The sequence below is a fragment of the Dietzia sp. DQ11-38-2 genome (genome assembly GCF_014145055.1).
In the GTDB taxonomy this organism is placed as follows: Bacteria; Actinomycetota; Actinomycetes; order Mycobacteriales; family Mycobacteriaceae; genus Dietzia.
The window spans coordinates 1-2,475 of the sequence record NZ_JAALDW010000377.1 but is presented as its reverse complement, the minus strand read 5'-3'; the positions used below and the strand labels follow the sequence as shown (position 1 = coordinate 2,475).

Annotated in this window: 3 protein-coding genes; 1 reads left to right on the top strand and 2 read right to left on the bottom strand. The window is 71.9% G+C overall.

Features of this window, described 5'->3' with window-relative positions; all coding sequences use genetic code 11:
• Positions 1-979 (bottom strand): MFS transporter (locus G6026_RS12665; protein WP_182613380.1); only part of this gene is annotated, 979 nt, incomplete at its 3' end.
• A complete protein-coding gene (locus G6026_RS12660) occupies positions 972-1,874 on the bottom strand; it encodes a glutaminyl-peptide cyclotransferase (protein ID WP_182613379.1) in 903 nt (300 codons plus the stop codon). The genes G6026_RS12665 and G6026_RS12660, both read right to left, overlap by 8 nt.
• Positions 1,875-1,931: 57 nt before the next feature.
• On the opposite strand from G6026_RS12660, the gene G6026_RS12655 reads away from it, so the two are divergent.
• Positions 1,932-2,475: DUF3027 domain-containing protein (locus tag G6026_RS12655; RefSeq protein ID WP_182613381.1), on the top strand; the 544-nt coding region annotated here is incomplete at its 3' end.

Sequence of the window (2,475 nt, the reverse complement as noted above, 5' to 3'; positions counted from 1 at the left end):
CCGCCGCCGTCGTGGTGATCCGGCCCGGGCGGCCCAGCGGGAGGCGGGCGCCCACGGCGTTGCCCGCGAACGTGCCCAGACCTCCCGCCACACCGGCGATCGCGAGCATCCCGGCCTGTTCCGCCGCCGTGGCGTTCTCCTGGGCCTTGGCCACGAACGCCAGGAACAGGGTGAGGAAGCCGGTCATGAGACGGACCATCGACACGGCCCAGAGGTTGGCCAGGACCTGACGACCCAGTGGCCGGGTCAGGACGGCCTTGAGTCCGCTGACGAGCGGACGGCCGCGGTCCATGCGCAGGGTCGCGGACTCCTCGTCGAGCGAGGCCTCGGCGCGGGCGGGGATGGTCATCGCGACGTATGCCGACACGAGCGCCACCACGGCGAGCAACCAGAGCGCCGCGTCCGAGCCCCACAGCCAGGACACGGCCCCGGCCAGGGCGCCCGCGATCAGTGACCCACACACGTGGCCGAGCACGGTCAGTCGGGAGTTGGTCCGGACCAGGTCGAGCGCCGGCGGCAGGACGTGGGGGGTGATGGAAGCCTTGACCACGCCGAAGGTCTTGGACAGGACGAGCATTCCCAGGGCGAGGGGGTACAGCAGCCACGAGTCGAAATTCAGCGCGAGGATCACCGCGAGCACCGCCCGCAGGGTGAAGGTGAGCGACACCGTGAGGCGCCGCCCGCTGCGAAGCCGGTCGAGCGCCGGTCCGATCACCGGGGCGATCACCGCGAACGGTGCCACCGTCACCAGCAGGTACAGGGCCACGTTGCTACGCGACTCGGCGGTGGCGGCGGAGAAGAACAACGTGTTGGCCAGGGCGACCGCGAGGATGGCGTCGCACGCGAAGTTGGCGACGGTGACGTAGCTGAGCTGCGACAGGCCCGATCTGTTCGCCCCGTCGGCGTGGAAGACCCGCCGGACGCCTCGGCCGATTCTGGCCGCGGCACGGCGGGCCGGACCGGGGGAGCGGTCACCCAATGAGGCGCACCTCGTACATCGTGGGCCACAGCTTCCCGGTGAGCAGCACGTTCTCCGAACCGGGGAGCGCGGCGATCCCGTTGAGGACCGCCTCCCGGCTGGCGGGCCGGGGCCGCTCGAGCGCCGAGGCGTCGTAGATGGCGGTGACCGCGCCGGTGGCCGGGTCGATGCGGATGACCTCGTCGGTCATCCAGACGTTGGCCAGGACGGAGCCGTCCGTGCACTCGAGTTCGTTGATCTGGCGGACAGGCGCGCCCCCCGAGGTCACCGCGACCGTGCCCGTGGGCTCGAAGGTGACGGGGTCGCGGAACGTGAGCTCGTCGGAGCCGTTGCTCATGATCAGCCGCCCGCCGTCGAAACACAGACCCCAGCCCTGACCCTGGTACGGGGCCTCGGATCGCACCTCGAGGGTCCGGGGATCACGATTGTGGGCGATCCCGTTGGTCCAGGTCAGGGTCCAGAGCGTGTCCGGTGTGACGGCCAGGCCCTCGCCGAACTCGTGGTCGGCCATCTTCACGGAGACGGTGGGCGGGCCACCGGCGAGAGGGCGTCGCTGCACCTCGGAGTGGCCGTACTGCCCGGTCGACTCGTAGATCTCGTCACCCACCACCTGCAGGCCCTGCGTGAACAACGCGGGGTCGTGCTCGAGGGTCCGGACGACCTCGACCGAGCCCCGTGTGGGCCGCGGCTCGGACGGGCCCACCGGCACGTGTTCGCCGGCCGTGGCGCCCGAGCCCGAACCCGACCCGGTGGGCATGCTCGACGACGCCAGTGAGGCCTCGGCGGGCGTGGGGCTCCCGGCGAAGTCGGAACCCGTCGAGGAGCACGCCGCGACGGCACCGACGAGGGACAGTGTGACGGCGAGAGGGCCGAGGGTGCCGAGGACGCTGCGCATGACTCAAGAATGCCGTACTCCGGGCCGAACCGCGACGTCGTGGCGATGGCGCGCATAATGGGTCGGGTGAACACCGAGGTAGACACGGATCAGGAGGCGGACCCCGTGAGCACCGATCAGGCCTCGGGCTTCGACGAGGCCCTGCGCGAGCGACTGGCCTCGGGCGTCGACGTGGCCCGTGCGGCCGTGGAGGAGTTCGCGGTCCACGGGGTGGGTGAGCACCTGGGGAGCGTCGTCGAGGCGCCGTTCACCACGACCCACCGCTTCGCGTCCGACCTCGCCGGCTACCGGGGGTGGTACTGGGCCTGTGTCCTGGCGCTGGTCCCCGGCGGTGAGGTGACGGTCGACGAGATCTCCCTCCTCCCCGGGCCAGGGTCGGTCGTGGCCCCGGAATGGGTGCCCTGGGAGAAGAGGATCCGGCCGGGAGATCTGGGTGCGGGCGATCTCCTGCCCCCTGCGGAGGATGACGAGCGACTGGTGCCCGGGCAGTTCCTCACCGGAGACGACGAGCTCGACGAGGTCGCCGGCCCCGTGGGCCTCGGACGGCCCCGGCACCTGAGTCGGGAGGGCCGGTCGGCCGCCGCCGCCCGTTGGGCCGCCG